Source organism: Pseudorhizobium tarimense (genome assembly GCF_022968135.1).
In the GTDB taxonomy this organism is placed as follows: domain Bacteria; phylum Pseudomonadota; class Alphaproteobacteria; order Rhizobiales; family Rhizobiaceae; genus Neorhizobium; species Neorhizobium tarimense.
Map to the genome: position 1 here is coordinate 124,873 of NZ_JALJRA010000012.1, position 15,471 is coordinate 140,343.

18 protein-coding genes and 1 tRNA gene are annotated in these 15,471 nt (G+C 62.6%); 6 read left to right on the top strand and 13 right to left on the bottom strand.

Annotation, left to right across the window (positions count from 1 at the left end):
• Positions 1-11: 11 nt before the first annotated feature.
• Entirely contained in the window at positions 12-212 is a 201-nt protein-coding gene (lptM, locus tag MUU54_RS15825; RefSeq protein WP_247244990.1) for an LPS translocon maturation chaperone LptM, read from the bottom strand.
• An 82-nt stretch (positions 213-294) separates the two neighbouring features.
• Positions 295-1,698 (bottom strand): argininosuccinate lyase, encoded by a 1,404-nt coding sequence (argH, locus tag MUU54_RS15830; protein ID WP_247244991.1) that lies wholly within the window; start codon positions 1,696-1,698, stop codon positions 295-297.
• Between the two features lie 23 nt (positions 1,699-1,721).
• On the opposite strand from argH, the gene tlpA reads away from it, so the two are divergent.
• Entirely contained in the window at positions 1,722-2,396 is a 675-nt protein-coding gene (tlpA, locus tag MUU54_RS15835; RefSeq protein WP_247244992.1) for a thiol:disulfide interchange protein TlpA, read from the top strand.
• Here the strand turns inward: tlpA and MUU54_RS15840 are convergent.
• From MUU54_RS15840 to MUU54_RS15870, 7 genes are all read right to left on the bottom strand, one after another.
• Entirely contained in the window at positions 2,393-3,271 is an 879-nt protein-coding gene (locus MUU54_RS15840) for a 3-hydroxybutyryl-CoA dehydrogenase (RefSeq protein WP_247244993.1), read from the bottom strand. The genes tlpA and MUU54_RS15840 overlap by 4 nt on opposite strands.
• 119 nt (positions 3,272-3,390) lie before the next feature.
• On the bottom strand, positions 3,391-4,320 hold the full coding sequence (locus MUU54_RS15845) for an electron transfer flavoprotein subunit alpha/FixB family protein (protein ID WP_247244994.1): 930 nt from the start codon (positions 4,318-4,320) through the stop codon (positions 3,391-3,393).
• A gap of 24 nt (positions 4,321-4,344) precedes the next feature.
• On the bottom strand, positions 4,345-5,094 hold the full coding sequence (locus tag MUU54_RS15850; RefSeq protein ID WP_247244995.1) for an electron transfer flavoprotein subunit beta/FixA family protein: 750 nt from the start codon (positions 5,092-5,094) through the stop codon (positions 4,345-4,347).
• A gap of 141 nt (positions 5,095-5,235) precedes the next feature.
• A complete protein-coding gene (locus tag MUU54_RS15855) occupies positions 5,236-5,982 on the bottom strand; it encodes a rhomboid family intramembrane serine protease (RefSeq protein WP_247244996.1) in 747 nt (248 codons plus the stop codon).
• A gap of 21 nt (positions 5,983-6,003) precedes the next feature.
• The gene (locus tag MUU54_RS15860; RefSeq protein ID WP_247244997.1) at positions 6,004-6,576 is read right to left on the bottom strand and encodes a cob(I)yrinic acid a,c-diamide adenosyltransferase; all 573 of its coding nucleotides are present in this window, start codon (positions 6,574-6,576) and stop codon (positions 6,004-6,006) included.
• Positions 6,576-6,773: a twin transmembrane helix small protein gene (locus MUU54_RS15865; protein ID WP_247244998.1), complete on the bottom strand. Its 198-nt coding sequence runs from the start codon at positions 6,771-6,773 to the stop codon at positions 6,576-6,578. The genes MUU54_RS15860 and MUU54_RS15865 overlap by 1 nt, the downstream gene beginning before the upstream one ends.
• A 21-nt stretch (positions 6,774-6,794) precedes the next feature.
• Positions 6,795-7,628: an SDR family oxidoreductase gene (locus tag MUU54_RS15870; protein ID WP_247245043.1), complete on the bottom strand. Its 834-nt coding sequence runs from the start codon at positions 7,626-7,628 to the stop codon at positions 6,795-6,797.
• A gap of 65 nt (positions 7,629-7,693) precedes the next feature.
• Between MUU54_RS15870 and MUU54_RS15875 the strand changes: the two genes are divergently transcribed.
• Entirely contained in the window at positions 7,694-8,644 is a 951-nt protein-coding gene (locus tag MUU54_RS15875) for a YihY/virulence factor BrkB family protein (RefSeq protein WP_247244999.1), read from the top strand.
• Here the strand turns inward: MUU54_RS15875 and gluQRS are convergent.
• A complete protein-coding gene (gene gluQRS / locus MUU54_RS15880; RefSeq protein WP_281433354.1) occupies positions 8,609-9,490 on the bottom strand; it encodes a tRNA glutamyl-Q(34) synthetase GluQRS in 882 nt (293 codons plus the stop codon). The genes MUU54_RS15875 and gluQRS overlap by 36 nt on opposite strands.
• Positions 9,491-9,535: 45 nt before the next feature.
• Between gluQRS and MUU54_RS15885 the strand changes: the two genes are divergently transcribed.
• Complete coding sequence (locus MUU54_RS15885) at positions 9,536-10,186, top strand: DNA-3-methyladenine glycosylase family protein (RefSeq protein ID WP_247245001.1); 651 nt, start codon at positions 9,536-9,538, stop codon at positions 10,184-10,186.
• Positions 10,187-10,272: 86 nt separating this feature from the next.
• Entirely contained in the window at positions 10,273-10,830 is a 558-nt protein-coding gene (locus MUU54_RS15890) for an HNH endonuclease (RefSeq protein WP_247245002.1), read from the top strand.
• Here MUU54_RS15890 and MUU54_RS15895 read toward each other — a convergent pair.
• Positions 10,827-11,348: a disulfide bond formation protein B gene (locus MUU54_RS15895; RefSeq protein ID WP_247245003.1), complete on the bottom strand. Its 522-nt coding sequence runs from the start codon at positions 11,346-11,348 to the stop codon at positions 10,827-10,829. The genes MUU54_RS15890 and MUU54_RS15895 overlap by 4 nt on opposite strands.
• 135 nt (positions 11,349-11,483) lie before the next feature.
• Positions 11,484-11,568, bottom strand: a tRNA-Leu gene (locus MUU54_RS15900).
• Positions 11,569-11,963: 395 nt separating this feature from the next.
• Here MUU54_RS15900 and MUU54_RS15905 point away from each other — a divergent pair.
• Together MUU54_RS15905 and MUU54_RS15910 are read left to right on the top strand one after the other, a co-directional pair.
• Complete coding sequence (locus MUU54_RS15905; RefSeq protein WP_247245004.1) at positions 11,964-12,281, top strand: hypothetical protein; 318 nt, start codon at positions 11,964-11,966, stop codon at positions 12,279-12,281.
• Positions 12,282-12,542: 261 nt separating this feature from the next.
• On the top strand, positions 12,543-14,177 hold the full coding sequence (locus MUU54_RS15910; protein ID WP_247245005.1) for an AMP-binding protein: 1,635 nt from the start codon (positions 12,543-12,545) through the stop codon (positions 14,175-14,177).
• 10 nt (positions 14,178-14,187) lie between these two features.
• Here the strand turns inward: MUU54_RS15910 and MUU54_RS15915 are convergent, their stop codons facing one another.
• Entirely contained in the window at positions 14,188-15,471 is a 1,284-nt protein-coding gene (locus MUU54_RS15915; RefSeq protein WP_247245006.1) for a GNAT family N-acetyltransferase, read from the bottom strand.

Sequence of the window (15,471 nt, forward strand, 5' to 3'; positions counted from 1 at the left end):
GAGGCAGTCCGTCAGAGCAGGGGGTCAAGAAGGAAGGGGCGGTTGCTGACCGGGTCCGGCTGGCGGTTTTCACCGCTCTTTCGCATGTTCTGCTGTTCGACCGGCGTGCTGGGGCGATCGAGCTCGCCCTTTCGGCCGCATCCGCCAAGGACGAGCCCTGCGACAGCGAGCATCAGGAAAGTTGCGCCGAATTTCTGCGAGCCGATCGACATCTGATGTCCTTCATTGACTGGTTGCGGCCTTTCATAGCGAAGTTTCAGCCGCTTGTGCAGTGTGGTTGATTGCCTTGCGGCCTCAGTTGAGGTTCCGCCACCAGGCGATCTGCTTGCGCACCTCGGACGGTGCCGTGCCGCCGAAGCTCGTGCGGCTGGCGACCGACGCATCGACGGAAAGAACATCGAAGACCTTGCCAGTGATCGAAGCATGGATGCCTTGCAGCTCTTCAAGCGCCAGCTCGGCAAGCTCGCAGCCCTTCTGCTCGGCAAGCGCCACCGCCCGGCCCGTGACATGGTGAGCGTCGCGGAAGGGAAGCCCAGCCTCGCGCACAAGCCAGTCGGCAAGGTCGGTGGCGGTGGAATAGCCGGAGCCGGCGGCAGCGCGCATGCGGTCGGTGTGGACGGTCAGGTCCCGCACCATGCCAGTCATCGCGGCAATCGCTAGTTCGAGGTTCTCGGCGGCGTCGAAGACCTGTTCCTTGTCTTCCTGCATGTCCTTGGAATAGGCGAGCGGAAGACCTTTCATGACCGTCAGGAGCGCAACGAGCGAGCCGTTGATACGACCCGTCTTGGCGCGCACCAGCTCGGCGGCATCCGGGTTCTTCTTCTGCGGCATGATCGAAGAGCCGGTCGAAAAGGCGTCGGACAGGCGGATGAAGCCGAACTGCGGCGTCGACCATATCACGATCTCTTCCGCAAGCCGCGACAGGTGCATGGAGCAGATCGCGGCAACCGAGAGAAACTCCAGGGCAAAATCGCGGTCGGAGACGGTGTCGATGGAATTGCGGGTCGGCTCACGGAAGCCGAGCGCCTTCGCAGTCATGTGACGGTCGATCGGGAAGCCGGTGCCGGCCAGTGCGGCTGCCCCGATCGGGCTTTCGTCCAGATGGTCGATCGCGTGGCGCACCCGCTGCCGGTCGCGGCCGAACATCTCCACATAGGCCATGCAGTGGTGCCCGAAGGTCACCGGCTGCGCGGTCTGCAGATGGGTAAAGCCCGGCATGACGGTGTCGGCATGTTCTTCGGCGCGGTCGAGGAAGGCGCCGATCAGATCGGTCAGCATCCGCTCCGTCTTGACCAGTTCCTCCTTGACCCAAAGGCGGAAGTCGAGCGCCACCTGATCGTTGCGAGAGCGTGCCGTGTGCAGGCGCCCCGCGGCCGGGCCGATCAGCGTCGCAAGACGGGCTTCCACATTCATGTGGATGTCTTCCAGCTTGCGGGAGAACTCAAAATTGCCGCTTTCGATCTCTGACAGGATCGTGTTCAGCCCCTCGACGATCTTGTCTTTATCTTCCGCCGAAATGATGCATTTCTCCGCCAGCATGGTCGCATGCGCCACTGAGCCGCGGATGTCTTGAGCGAAAAGCTTCTTGTCGAAGCCGATCGAGGCATTTATCTCCTCCATGATCGCATCCGGGCCAGAGGCGAAGCGACCGCCCCACATCTGGTTGGAGGATACCGCGTCCTTCGTGCCGTCAGCCATAATGCAAAGTCCTGGAGTTCTCGATGACGAACAAAAGACCGCTGGGTCTTCCCTCCGCCAAGCTGGTAATGATCGCTGCTATAGCCGGCCTTCTGGCCGGGGCTGTTGCCGTATACGTGAGGATTGCTGCGTCTGGCAATGCCGAGGTTGTGACAGCGGAAAGCGCCTCTGCGGCGGGCGCCTGCGAAGGTGCCGTCGCGCTGGCGCGCAAGGTGGACGAACTGGCGCGGGGTGAGGTCGCAGCCATGACACCGGCCGACCCGCCGCGCCCGCTGTCGATCAGTTTCAAGGGACCGGAGGGGCAGGATCTCCAGACGGCAGACTTCAAGGGGCAGACGGTCCTGCTGAACCTTTGGGCTACCTGGTGCGGCCCCTGCCGCGAGGAGATGCCCGCCCTCAACAATCTTCAGAAGGAGATGGGTGGCGCAGATTTCGAAGTCGTCGCCGTCAACGTCGATACCGGATCCGACGAGAAGCCAAAGGCATTTCTTCAGGAGACAGGGATCGACGTGCTGGGCTATTACCGCGACAGCTCGATGGGCGTCTTCAACGCAATGAAAAAGGAAGGTCTGGCCTTCGGCCTGCCGGTGACGCTAATCCTCGACAAGCAGGGTTGCCTTGTGTCGGCGATGAACGGACCGGCCGTCTGGGACAGTCCAGACGCGAAGGCGATGATTTCGGCCGCGAGGGGAATTTAGCGGGTCGGAACCGGCGTCTCGCCGCGGTAGTCGTAGAACCCGCGGCCAGACTTGCGGCCAAGCCAGCCAGCTTCCACGTACTTCACCAGCAACGGACAAGGCCGGTACTTGGAATCAGCCAGGCCATCATGCAGGACCTGCATGATGGAGAGGCAGGTGTCCAAGCCGATGAAGTCCGCCAGCTGCAGCGGCCCCATCGGATGATTGGCTCCGAGCTTCATCGCCGTATCGATGGCCTCGACGGAGCCGACGCCCTCGTAGAGCGTATAGATCGCCTCGTTGATCATCGGCAGCAGGATACGGTTGACGATGAAGGCCGGGAAGTCTTCGGCGACGGTCACCGTCTTGTCCAAGGTTGCGACGAACTCGCGCGCCGTTGTGAAGGTAGTCTCATCCGTTGCAATGCCGCGCACGAGCTCGACGAGCTTCATAACCGGCACCGGGTTCATGAAGTGGATGCCCATGAAGCGCTCGGGCCGATCAGTTGCGGCGGCTAGGCGCGTGATCGAAAGCGAAGACGTGTTGGTTGCAAGCAGCGCTTCCGGCTTCAGGATCGGGCAAAGCTGCGCATAGATCTTGCGCTTGATCGCCTCCTCTTCGGTTGCGGCCTCGATCACCAGATCCATCGGCGCAAGATCATTCATGTCGGACGAGCCGGCGATGCGGGAAAGAGCTGCCTTGCGATCCTCCTCCGCAAGCTTCCCGTTGCTGACCTGGCGGGCGAAGTTGCCGTTGATGGTGGCAAGGCCCGCTTCGATCCGGTCCTGCGAGAGGTCGTAGACATGGACATTGTAGCCCGCTAGAGCACAGACATGCGCAATGCCGCATCCCATCTGCCCCGCACCAATCACACCGATTTTCTCAACTGCCGCCATGGTACCGCTCCTCGGGAGCGCTCAGAGGCGCCCGAATGAATGCCGGCCGCGGAGGCGGCCGGCAGAGTTTGTGATGCCTTGCACGTTCTTAGCGTTCTTCGCAGCTGCGAAGCAACGGTTCAAAGCGCCTTTTCGAGTTCCGGCAGAAGGTCGAAGAGATCGCCGACGAGGCCATAATCGGCAACCTGGAAGATCGGGGCTTCTTCGTCCTTGTTGATCGCGACGATCACCTTGGAGTCCTTCATCCCAGCGAGATGCTGGATGGCGCCGGAAATGCCAGCGGCGATGTACAGGTCGGGTGCGACGACCTTGCCAGTCTGCCCCACCTGCCAGTCGTTCGGCGCATAGCCGGCATCGACCGCGGCGCGCGATGCGCCGACGGCAGCGCCAAGCTTGTCGGCGAGCGGCAGGATGACCTCCTGGAACTTCTCCGCCGAACCAAGTGCACGACCGCCCGAGACGATGATCTTGGCGGACGTCAGTTCCGGACGCTCAGACGAAGCAATTGCATCCGAGACGAAGCTCGACAGGCCAGGATTGGCCGGTGCCGGTGCCTGCTCGACCGAAGCGGAGCCTTCTTCACCGGTCGCCTGGAAGGCTGCGGTACGCACCGTGATCACCTTCTTGCCATCCGTCGACTGCACGGTTTGGATTGCATTACCGGCATAGATCGGCCGCTTGAAGGTATCGGACGAAACCACTTCGATGATCTCGGAAACCTGCATGACGTCGAGAAGTGCCGCCACGCGCGGCATGACGTTCTTCGCCGAGGCCGTCGCCGGTGCAATGATCGTGTCGTAGCCGCCGGCCAGCGAGACGATCAGATCTGCCAATGGCTCTGCAAGGTTGTTCGCAAGGTCGCCGCTGTCGGCCAGCAGCACCTTGGACACGCCGTCCAGCTTGGCAGCCGCGTCGGCCGCGCCCTGTGCGCCGGAGCCGGCAACGAGGACGTGGATGTCGCCGCCGATTGCCTTGGCTGCCGTCAGTGCCTTGGCGGTCTGGTCGGATACGCTGCTGTTGTCGTGTTCTGCCAGAAGAAGAATGGCCATGTTGTTGTCTCCTGTTCTTCCGGTTTAGAGGACGCCGGCTTCGGTCGTGAGCTTCTCGACGAGCTCGGCCACGCTTGCGACCTTGATGCCGGCCTTGCGTCCGCCCGGCTCTTCCGTCTTCAGCACCTTCAGGCGCTGCGCCGTGTCGACGCCGAAGTCGGCCGGTGTCTTCTTGTCAAGCGGCTTCTTCTTCGCCTTCATGATGTTGGGCAGCGAGGCATAGCGCGGCTCGTTGAGGCGAAGGTCGGTGGTGACGATGGCCGGAAGCTTCACTTCCACCGTCTGTAGGCCGCCGTCGACTTCGCGGGTCACTTTGGCGGCACCGTCGCCGAGCTCGACCTTGGAGGCGAAGGTCGCCTGGCCCCACTTCAGAAGCGCGGCAAGCATTTGGCCGGTCTGGTTGCTGTCGTCGTCGATCGCCTGCTTGCCCATGATGACGAGACTCGGCGCTTCCGCTTCGGCTACACCCTTGAGGATCTTCGCGACAGCAAGCGGCTCGATTGTCTCGTCGGTCTCCACCAGGATCGCTCGGTCCGCACCCATTGCGAGACCAGTGCGCAGCGTCTCTTCGGCCTTGGCGGGCCCAATCGAGACGACGACGACCTCTTCGGCCTTGCCGGCTTCTTTCAGCCGTAGGGCTTCCTCGACTGCGATCTCGTCGAAGGGGTTCATCGACATCTTGACGTTGGCGAGCTCCACGCCCGTCCCATCCGGCTTGACGCGGATCTTGACGTTGTAGTCGACCACTCGCTTCACAGGCACCAGGATCTTCATGGGGTCCTTCCTTGACTTTTAAGAGCCGCAAGGATGCGGCCTCTCCCGTTTTTTCTCTCGTCAGTGGGCGACATGGATACCCATTTTTGTGACGATTACAACGCGGTTTTGGGCCGCATTGGCTGAGGTTTGCTCATCCGGCTATGACTGCGACCGGGGTATCTGGGGCACGCTTGTCCTTGTTTCGACGGCCTTGGGGAGCACGACCTGGCGGTCGAGGAGCGGCACGCCCTTGCGACGCATCACCACAACAAGAAAAGCACCCGCAATGATACCGCCGACATGGGCACCCCAGGAGACCATGCTGTCCAGGTTCAGCGCCAGCATGACGAACTGCTGGCCGATCCACAGCGTAAGCGGAATGAAAGCGGGCAGCGGCAGCGGGATGCGCAAGAACACCAGAACCCAGAGCCGGACCCGCGGATGCAGGATGAAATAGGCCGCAACCACACCGGAGATTGCTCCCGATGCGCCGATCAGCGGCCCCTCCGAGATCGGCGTTACCAGAGCATGGAAGAGGGCGCCGGCGGCAGCGCAGAGTAGGTAGAAAATCAAGAAGCGCAGGTGTCCCAGCGCATCCTCGACATTGTCGCCGAAGACCCAGAGGAACAGCATGTTAGAGGCGAGATGCCAGAAGTCCAGATGGAGAAAGGCGTAGGTGAGATAGGTCGCGCCTTCCGGGACGACGACGAAAGAGGGATCCAGCTCTGCATAGTTGAAGGCAACGGCCGGGATGAAGCCGAGGCCGAGGGCGGCCAATTCCCCTACCGCCTGGGGCGCCACCGCCGTCAGCGCCCAGAGCAACAAGTTTGCAGCGATCAGCCCGATCGTCACGTACTGAACGCGGATGTGTTTCAGCGTGTTTGCGTCATGAAGCGGGATGAACATGCCGGTTCCCTAAGTCGGCGGCTATCGGTTCTTTCCCGGAACCCAGAGCACGTCCGCGTTGCCGTCTTCGTTGGCATGACGGGCGGCCACAAAGAGAAAGTCCGAAAGCCGGTTGATGTACTTGAGCGCCGGTACACCGACCGATTCCTGACGCGACAGTTCCACCATCAGCCTTTCTGCACGTCTCGATACGGTGCGCGCCAGGTGCAGTGCGGCAGCGGCGGGCGTCCCCCCCGGCAGCACGAACGAACGAAGCGGTTCGAGCGCCGCATTAAGATGGTCGATCTCGTTTTCCAGCCGCTCGACCTGCACATGGACGATCCTCAGCGGCTCATACTCGGAATTGGCCTCGACAACAGGATTTGCAAGATCGGCGCCGAGGTCAAACAGGTCGTTCTGGATGCGCGCCAGCATGGCGTCGAGGTCGGTCATGCCGGAGGTGTGCAGCCGGGCCAGCCCTATAGTGGAGTTCGTTTCGTCAACCGTACCAAAGGCATCCACGCGCAGGTCGTGCTTGTCGCGGCGCGGGCCGCTGACCAGCGCCGTCGTTCCCGCATCGCCCGTGCGCGTATAGATCTTGTTGAGCTTGACCATTACCTGCCGCCGCCGGTGATCCACAGCGTCAGCATGATGAGCACGATCGCAATCGCCTGCAACATCAGGCGAAGCTGCATCAGCTTGTTGGACTTGTTGGCATCGGTTCCCTTCATCATGTTGAAGAGGCCACGGATGAGGACAAGAACCACGAGGCCCATCACGATGAGGGCGAGAACGGTGGTGAAAGTGGACATTCGTTATGCTGCCTTGTTTTGTCAGTCGAGCCTACGCATCAGGCGGTAGAAGAGATCAGCGGGGAGGAGCCTTTTGAGCAGCGCGCCCTGTTTGGCGGGGGTCGTTACCAGATAATGTGGTTTGGGCCGGGCAGCGGTCAAGGCGTGCCGGAGGACATCGTAGACTGCTTCCGGGCCGAGCTTGTGACGGTTCTTCGGCCCTGTGCCAGTCAGGCGCGCAAGCTGACGCCTGTATTCCTCCCAGTGGGCCGAGTTCTCCAGATCGATATGCTGCTCGATCTTTGCCAGCGCATTGGCCGTGAAGCGCGATTCGATCGGTCCGGGCTCGATCAGGCTGACATGAATGCCTCTCCCTTCGAGCTCCATACGCAGAGTCAGGGTCAGCCCTTCCAGCGCATATTTTGAGGCTGTATAGGCGCCGCGGTAGCGGTAGGGCAGCAGGCCGAGGATCGAAGAGCAATTGACGATCCGGCCGCCGCCATGAACCCGCATGAGCGGAATGATCCGCCGCGTCAGGTCGTGCCAGCCGAAGAGGTTCGTCTCGAATTGCTCGCGTAGAACCTCCGTCGCCAGATCCTCGACAGCTCCGGGCTGGCCATAGGCACCGTTGTTGAACAGGGCGTCGATCCGCCCGCCGGTCCGGTCTCGGACCGCCTCGACGAGAGCGGCGATGGATGGGGTGTCGGTGTAATCCATCAGCAGCGCCTCGATGCCTTCTGCTTCGAGCGGCGCCAGATCTTGCGCCTTCCGGACCGTTGCAAACACCCGCCATCCGTCGGCGTTCAGCCTGCGTGCACAATGGGCGCCGATGCCGGATGAGCAGCCGGTGACGATGATGTTCTTGCGATGCGGCATCATTGCTCCCTGTACAAGGTGGCCGTGCATCCCATATTTCGGCAGGAGTGACAACGGAGCCGACCTTGGCCGAGAAAAGCAGCAGAATCCGCGGCCTCGGACTTGCCTACAAGGTGGCCTGGGATGCCTACTGCCATTTCAACGAAGATGACGGCTGGGCGCTTGCCAGCCATGTGGCGCTTTCGGGACTGCTTGCGCTCTTCCCGTTCCTGATCTTCGGAACGGCACTCGCCGGCTTTCTCGGCGCCGACAGCTTCTCCGAAACGGCGGTCCATCTCTTGTTCGACACTTGGCCGGAAGACATCGCAGCGCCCCTGTCGCGCGAAGTCGAGCAGGTGCTGACCATCCCGCGCGGCGGGCTCCTGACTTTATCGGTGCTGGCCGCCGCCTACTTCGCCTCCAACGGCGTGGAGGCTTTGCGCGTCTCGCTCAACCGCGCCTATCGCGTCAGCGAAACACGTGCCTGGTACATGACCCGTCTCGCCAGCCTCGGCTTCGTCATTGCTGTCGTCGTCATTTTCGCCTTCATCAGCACGCTGCTTGTGGCCGTTCCAGTCGGCCTTCGCTACGCTGAACGCTTCTTTCCGTGGCTAGAGTGGCTTCTTCGCGCTGCGTCCGACTGGGGCATCTACGGCACGGTGCTAGTACTGATGACGGGCCTCATCCTGTCGCACAAGTGGTTGCCGGACGGCGAACGCCGTATCGTCGACGTACTGCCGGGCGTGGTCGTCACGCTGGTCTTCTGGACGATCGGCGCGCTGATCTTCGCCTCCTATCTCTCGACCTTTGCCAACTACGCCGCCACCTATGCCGGCCTCGCCTCCGTGATGATTGTGCTGGTCTTTCTCTACATGGTCGGTGTGATCTTCATGCTGGGGGCAGAGATCAATGCGGCGCTGATGAAGTACCGCGTCTATTCCGTCGTGGTGCATGCACGCCGCAAGCGTCATGGCCATGCCGCCAGCACGATCAAGGATGCCTCAGAGCCCGACGCGACGGCGGATGTCCGCCGGTGACGATCCGGCTTCCCGCAAGGCTGCCAGCCCCGTTGCCCCCTCGCTCTTTGAAAGTTTTCGCCCCTCTTCGTCGAGGATCAGCCGGTGATGGTGATAGAGCGGCTGCGGCAGGCCGAGAAGTTCCTGCAGCAAGCGGTGTACGGAGGTCGCATGGAACAAATCGATGCCTCGCACGACATCGGTGACCCCTTGCAGCGCATCGTCCACCGTGACCGAAAGATGATAGCTCGAGGGTGCATCTGATCGCGACAGCACCACATCGCCCCAAGCCGAGGGGTCGGCTGTCACCAAGCGCTCCGCTCCGCCTCCTGTTTCCCGCCACGTCAACGGCTGCCCTATCCCGCAAACCGCTTTGTCCATATCCAGTCGCCAGGCATGACGGATCCCGCTGGCCAATCGCTGCTCTCGCTCTACGTCGCTCAATTGCCGATCCCGGTCAGGATACTGCGGGGAGCCGTCGGGGTCGCGCGGCCACTCAAGGCTACTTTCCTCCCGCTCCGCCACAATTGCCTTCACCTCCCCGCGCGTCATGAAGGCGGGGTAGACCAGACCCATCTCCCGCAGCCGCTCGAGCGCCACAGCATAATCGTTGAGATGTTCGGACTGCCGCCGCACCGGCATCTCCCAACGCAGGCCCAGCCATTCCAGGTCCCGGTAGATCGATGCCTCGTACTCAGGCGTACAGCGGGTAAGATCGACATCCTCCATCCGCAGCAGCAATCGACCGCTGCTTTCCTGCGCCATGTCGTGGTTGAGGAGTGCGGAGTAAGCATGGCCGAGATGCAGATGGCCGTTGGGGCTTGGAGCGAATCGGAAGACGGCGCTTTGACCGGAACTGTGCAGCATGCTTTCTTCTGCCACGGTTTTTCGGCAACGGCCACAGGAGAGGCGATGCGCAGGATCCGCGGCGACGATGACCTTCAAATGGGCCTGCAGCATCTGCTGGAAGCCGACCCGAGGCTTATCTCCATAAGCGAGCTGGCGGGCCCCTTGCCGCTGCGTCTGATGGAGCCGGGTTTTGCCGGCCTCGCTTTCATCATCGTGTCGCAGATGATTTCGAAGGCGAGCGCCAGCGCCATCTGGGGCCGCATGTCCGCCGCCGGTCCGGTTGCCGCCGAGGCGTGGCTCGACCACTCGCCGGATGTGATCGCCGGCTTCGGCCTCTCACGTGCCAAGACCATGACGCTTGCCAGGCTCGCGACCACCGTCGCCCGATCGGACATCGACCTCAATGGCATCTGTGATGCCGATCCTCCCGATGCGATGGCAGAGCTGATGGCGTTGCCGGGCATCGGCCCTTGGACGGCGGAAGTCTATCTCATGGTCTGTGCCGGTCATCCGGACATCTTCCCATCGGGAGATGTCGCGCTGCAGGCGGCGCTGGCACGGGCGCTTCTCCTCCCGGAGCGCCCTGCGCCGCGGGCCGTCGCGCTCATTTCGGAGGCATGGCGGCCATGGCGCTCCGTCGCCGCCCGGCTGTTTTGGGCCTACTATTCGGCGACGGCGCACAAAGATGTCGCGCCCGTTTTACCTGCGGCGTGAGCGGCCAAGTGTTAATATGGCTTCACAATTCTGTGGCATCGGACCTAATATAAAGCTGCAGATGCCGAATCGGTAAGGAGTACCCCTTGACGATTGCAGTTTCTCCCCAGGCCTTGCCGGCGCTCGTCCTGAACGCCGACTACCGGCCGCTGAGTTATTACCCCTTGTCGCTTTGGTCCTGGCAGGACGCGATCAAGGCCGTCTTCCTTGACCGTGTGAACATCATAGCTGAATACGAGCACTCCGTCTCCTCACCGAGTTTCTCCATGCGGCTGCCGAGCGTGGTCAGCCTGAAGACCTATGTGCAGCCGACGCGTCATCCCGCGTTCACCCGGTTCAACGTCTTTCTTCGCGACCGCTTCGAGTGCCAGTACTGCGGCGCGCATGAGGAACTGACCTTCGACCATGTCATCCCGCGCGCCCATGGCGGCGAGACGACATGGGAGAACGTCGTTGCGGCCTGTTCGCCTTGCAATTTGCGCAAGGGTAGCAAGCTTCCGAAGCAGGCAGGCATGTTCCCGGCGCAGAAGCCCTATCCGCCGACGGTACAGGACCTGCACAACAACGGCCGGCTCTTCCCGCCGAACTACCTGCACGAAAGCTGGATGGACTATCTCTACTGGGATACCGAGCTGCAGCCCTAAACGGCCTTCTTGCGTGCTCCTGCGAACGCGATCGCCGCAAGGATCAGGCTTGCGATCACGTTCCATCCGGCGAAGGACAATCCCAGCACGCGCAGTGAAGCCTCCGTGCAGGACGGTCCGTGAAAGGCGTTCAGGTCGTCGAGCAGGCTGCCGGCATTGGTGCTAACCCCCGGTGCGCTCGTGGCGCAGGTGGCAGGACCTTCCCAGAAACCCCATTCGACGCCAGCGTGGTAGACGCCCATTCCGGCGCCGACCAGCATCATCATGCCGATCGCGGCGAGGAGACTGCGTATCACCCAACTTGGCAGGCGCAGCGCCGTCGCCAGCAGTGCGGCAATCCCGAGCGGGATGCTGTAGTAATAAGGATTGCGCTGCAGTAGGCAGAGCGCGCAGGGAATGTAGCCGCCGACATACTGGAAGGCGAGCGCTCCGCCGACGGTCGCCGTCATCCCAAGCGTCACCACGCCTGCATAGAAGGCGTATCTGCGCGAAGCATCGGGTGAAAGAGCGGCGGCCATCTTTATCTCCTTCGGCAGGCGTCTGCCGTTGATCCCTTAGATCAGATCGGCGCCGGCTGTAAACGAGACAGGCGGTGCGGCAAGCTGTCCGCCCGCAACATTCGCGTGAACCTCGGCATATGAGGGTAGGTCAGATGGTGCCCCGTGCCGGGATCGAACCAGCACTCCTTTCGGAACCTGATTTTGAGTCAGGCGCGTCTACCAATTCCGCCAACGGGGCACGGAAGGTACGTGAGCCTCTATCATGCTGTCCCGCTCGCGTGCAAGGCAGATCTCGCGCGATACGGCGCTCCGTCCGGTGGTGAGACAGGCTGCAGAATGACTTTAGCGTTCTCTTAACAAGTTACACCAGTACCGCTAAATGATTCGGAATCAACCTCCCGGCGACCTGCGTTGAATTGCCGCACACGCAGATGAAGAGCGGGTTCAAAAGGAGGAAATGAGCATGAAAAACAGGAAAGTCATGTTCCTGGTTTCCGCCTGCCTCGTTCTGCCCGTGACCGGGCACTTACACGCGCAGGATCTCTGTGTCTCCGTCGGCGGCGCTAGCGTCGGTGTCGGAACCAGCGACGGCGTGGGCGTTAGCGCCTCCGTCGGCGGCTCCGGGTGGCGTCAATGCCGATGCAACTGTTGGGGGCAGCAGTGCTTGGCAGACGCCAATGCATCCGTTGGCGGTTCGAACGGCGTCAATGCCAGCGCCAATTCGGTGGGGGCGGTGGCAGCCTTGCCGATGTCGACGCGTCGATCGGCGGCTCCAACGGCATCAATGCCGGGGTCAACGCAAACACCCGTGACGGCCTGGACGCCGGCGTGACTGCATCGATTGGCGGTTCGGCTGGTAGCAACACCGGCGTGGGCGTCGGCATCGGTGGCGGCACCCCGGTGGGCCGGGAACGGCGGACCGGGCGCTGGCGGTCCAGGCGTGGGTGGTAGCAATCCTGGGCTCACGCCGGCGCAACGCGAGGCCTTCGCAAACATGCCGGACGATCAGCGACGCCGACTGCTGACACGCTGCGGCGGCCTTCTCTACAGCAACGCCCATCCAGAGTTGAGAATACTCTGCCGCATGCTGCGCATGACGGCACAGCGATAGTCTGCTTGACGACTGATGGGCCCAAGAGCGGCTGCGGCTGCTCCTTGTGGGCTCCCCTTCCTGATGGTAGCTGTCTCGCGGTCCGCCCTGCAAAGAAGACCATGCTGCTACCCTTCCAATCTTCCTATGACGAGATCTGCCGCGACTTTCGGTGGCAAATCCCCGATTCGTTCAACATCGGCGAGGTTGTCAGCGACGCCTGGGCCGCGCGAGAGCCCGATCGCATCTGTTTGGAGCACTTCAGCCCGGTCGGCAGCCATCTCTCGATGACCTACGGCGAACTGTCACTGCAGTCCTCGGCCTTGGCCAACGCTCTGATGGATCTAGGGCTGCAGCGGGGCGATCGCGTGGCGCTCCTGCTGCCGCAGGGGTTCGATACCGTTGTCGCCCATGTCGCGATCTACAAGATCGGGGCGATCGCACTGCCGCTCGCGCTCCTCTTCGGCGAGGATGCGCTGGAATACCGGTTAAAGGCTGCCGGTGCCTCGGCCATCGTCACGAACGGTTTCGGTTTCTCCCGCCTCCGGCCAATCCTGCCGCGGCTCCCGAACATGCGCCATGTCATCTTGACCGAGTCCGTTGCAGAGGCACCGGGTGCGCACCGGCTCGACCAGCTGATCGCACAGTTCGAGCACAGCTATCCGATTGCACCGACCGGTCCCGACGATCCCGCTCTCATGATCTTCACCTCTGGTACGACCGGGCCGCCGAAGGCAGCCGTCCACGGCCATCGTGTGCTTGCGGGACACATCCCCGGCTTCCAGATGGGGCACGACCTGGCGCCGCAGCGGGGAGACCGGATCTGGACGCCCGCCGACTGGGCCTGGGCAGGCGGGCTGCTCAATGTCCTGCTGCCGGCCCTAATGCTGGGTGTCCCCGTGGTCTCCTCGCCAGCGCAGAAGTTCGATCCCAACATGGCGTTCCGCATCCTCTCCGAGATGCAGGTCCGCAATGCCTTCATTCCCCCCACCGCCCTTCGTCTCATGAAGGCCGCCGACAATCCGCTCCAGAGCTATCCCCTCCACCTGCGCAGCGTCACGTCTGCCGGAGAAGCGTTGGGGAAGGAGACCTTCGAGTGGGCACGCCAGACGCTCCGCGTCACGGTCAATGAGCTCTTCGGCCAGACCGAGTGCAATTTCGTGCTCGGCTCGTCCGCAGTTCTCGGCGTGTCGCGTGCTGGTGCAATTGGGCGTCCCGTGCCGGGGCATAGGGTGGCGATCGTCGATGAGGTGGGACGCGAAGTGCCACAGGGTTCGCTCGGCCAGATCGCGATCGAAGCTCCGGATCCTGTTATGTTCCTCGGCTACTGGCAGGATGATACGGCGACCGAGGGCAAGTTCGTCAACGGCTGGCTGCTGACCGGCGACCTCGGTCGCCAGGACGAGGATGGCTACATCGAATTCGTCGGCCGTGGCGACGACGTCATCACCTCGTCCGGCTATCGCATCGGCCCGAGCGAGATCGAGGATTGCCTGACGGCCCATCCGGCCGTTCAGCTTGCGGCCGTCATCGGAAAGCCGGATCCGGTGCGCACGGAAATTGTAATGGCTTTCGTCGTTGCAGCGGATGGCCACGAGGCGAACGATGCACTTGCCGTCGAGCTGCGGGATTGGGTCAAGAACCGCCTTTCGATGCACGAATATCCGCGGGAGATCGCCTTCGTGGAAAGCCTGCCTATGACCACCAGCGGCAAGGTCATTCGTCGGGTTCTGCGGCAGCAGTTCGCCGCCGAGTAGCAGTCTCCGTCTAATCCGGCTTGCGGGCGATCGACATGATCTTCTGGCGCAGCAGCCGGGCCATGTTGCGGGTGCTGTTGTACATATGCAGCTGGGCTGCAGCCTGACGCACGTCCCGGTCGCCGTTGCGGGAAAGACCGATCAGAAGGGTTCCCATCTCCTCCCGCTCCTTCCAGAACCGGCTCATGATCGGATGATCGGGCACGGCACAGGAGTCCGACCGCAGGATGTTGGCGTCCTCTAGGTGCCACTCCGTCAGCTTGACCATCAGCAGCTTGCCGGGCGAATGGCGGCTGAAACTTTCGTCATAGGCGGTCTTCCAGGTATAGGCCTCACCGGCCATGACGAAGACGATGAGGGAGGCAATTGCCTTGCCGTCGAACTCGATCGTGTGGATGCGGACAGCGTCGACCTCGGCTAGATTGGTGATCGCCTCGCGGGCAAAGGCGGCGCGATAGCGATCGTTGATCAGGGCGGAGCGTTTCTGGCCCTTCCAGCCCGTGGCCTCGAGCGCCAGGAACTCCTCCATCTTCAGGCGCACCTCTTCCGGCTGGCGCGCAACGGCATATTCAAGGCGCCCCTTGGCCGCCAGCTGGCGCCACTGCCGTCGCATCTCACGGTGATGGTGCGACGAGATGGCGTTCTTCAGATAAGTTTCGACCGGCTCATCGCTCTCCAGCATCGGCCGCTGCAGACGGTCGGTGACAGTGACGGGCAGATCGCGTGACACTGCAACTGCTCGCATCAATTGCGCGAACCGCCCGTTGAGCCGAACCTGTGGCAGCACCAGCACCGACGGCAAGCGCGCCTCGGGCCTTGCAAGTGCCTCCAGCAGATTGTCGAGCGTCTCGGCCGCTTCCTCCGCATCGACCAGCGGCGTGCCGAGGGGGCCGAAGGGGTTGGCCCAGGCGCGGACGATGGCCGGACCCATGGCAAAGCCGGGCTTCTCCACCGTGAACGGCATGAGAAGCCGCATTCGGCTGCGGTCGCCATCCTCGTCGCGGATCAGCGCGAAACGCACCTGCTTGTCGTCGATGCGGGGCATGGCGGGGGCGAGCAGACGGGCACCGAAGAAGATATTCGGTTCGATCGCCCGGTTCGTCAGGAATTCGAGCTCCTGCTGCAGATCATAGCCGAAGGAGGCCGGGTAGAGGCAGAGTTCGCGCCCCGGGCGGCCGACGGCCATTTTCGTGTCGGCGTCCGGTCGATCCTGTCGCCATGTCTGCGCCAGAGGCTGGGACCAGCCGGCGCTGAGGGTGCGTTCGAAGTCTGGGCTGCCAGGAGGTTGAGCCAT